1 protein-coding gene and 1 pseudogene are annotated in these 1285 nt (G+C 45.3%); both read right to left on the bottom strand.

Annotated features, from left to right (window positions below; genetic code table 11):
* Positions 1–350 (bottom strand): annotated as a pseudogene (locus tag BG32_RS15775) (hypothetical protein); the annotation flags it as partial.
* A 50-nt stretch (positions 351–400) separates the two neighbouring features.
* Positions 401–1285 (bottom strand): extracellular solute-binding protein (locus BG32_RS05010; protein ID WP_121526494.1); only part of this gene is annotated, 885 nt, incomplete at its 5' end.

The raw sequence follows: 1285 nt of genomic DNA, 5'->3' as shown, positions 1-1285 counted from the left end.
GCGTACGTCCAAATAAAAAGGGTTCTGTAGAACTGTAGTCCCCTTAGTTTCTGGTTTAGAAGTACTGAAAGGAGCATTCCCACAGTCAAACCAATTATCACTACGAAGACCGCGAAGACAAGGGTAATCATCAGACTGTCAACATAGTCGGAAGACTTGAACAATTTCGTGAAATTGTACCAACCACAAAGATTAGCCTGTCTCCAAATGGGGAAACTCTGAAAAAACTCAAGTAAAGAGACTGAATAGTAGGGATAATCAAGAAAACAATTACCACGACTACCGAAGGTAGAAGTAACAAGTACGGCAATAGCTTGTTGGGGAAACGACTGTTCATGCTTAATCACCATCCGGAAAATACTAAGGATCCCCTGACAAATCTGTCAGGGGATCTTAATCTTCACTTACCGTAAATCAATGTGTATTCTTCAAGAACAGTGTTTGCTTTTTCGGCAGCGTCATCGAGAATTCTTTTTGCCTCTCCCTCGTAGTCAGTTCCTGTGTACTGAATTGCGTTTTCGATAGCACCGTCGACAATGTCTCTTATTGCAACGAAATTTCCTAGCCTTACTCCCTGTGCTTCCGGAATTCTGGTTCCAGAAAGTATCTGAAGGAAGGCGGTAAGGTGATTTGGATTTTCCGAGAACCAGCCTTGATCCATGAGTTTCTTCACTGCGCTGTTAGTTGTCGGGAAATAGCCGGTAGATTTGTGCCACTCTGCGGTAACTTCTGTTCTCATGAGGTACTGGAAGAATTTCCAGATCGCCTCATACTCTTCGTCTGTATGGCCCTTCATTACCCACAGGGTCGCTCCTCCAATGACAGAGTTTCCCTTTGGATAGCCTGGCATAACCGGCAGGAAGGTTGTTCCCATTTCAAAATCGGCCTTTGACTCGATCGAACTCACAGACGAAGTCGACTGAATCAACATTGCAACCTGTTTGCTCAAGAAGGCCTGATTGGCGTCATACTCCCGGCCCCCATAAAGGAATACCTTTGCCTGAGCCCATTTGATCCATTCTGCAAGAACCTTGACACCAAAATCATCATTGAAAAATACCTCAGTTGCCTTGCCCGCTCTACCGTTTTCGTTGTTTGCGTAGAACTGCCCGTGAACGGAATGCATCTGCTCGAATACCCACGCTGGCCAGCCGAAAGATATTCCTCCCTGAGCAGCTCCCGATTCGACAATCTTTTTTCCCATCTCGTAGACCTCTTCAAAAGTAGAAGGAGGTTCGCTTGGATCAAGTCCTGCAGCTCTGAAGATATCCTTGTTGTAATAGAG

This window comes from Mesotoga sp. HF07.pep.5.2.highcov (assembly GCF_003666285.1).
GTDB lineage: Bacteria > Thermotogota > Thermotogae > Petrotogales > Kosmotogaceae > Mesotoga > Mesotoga prima.
Note: the sequence above shows the minus strand (reverse complement) of the source record. Positions and strands in the feature narration are given on the sequence as shown.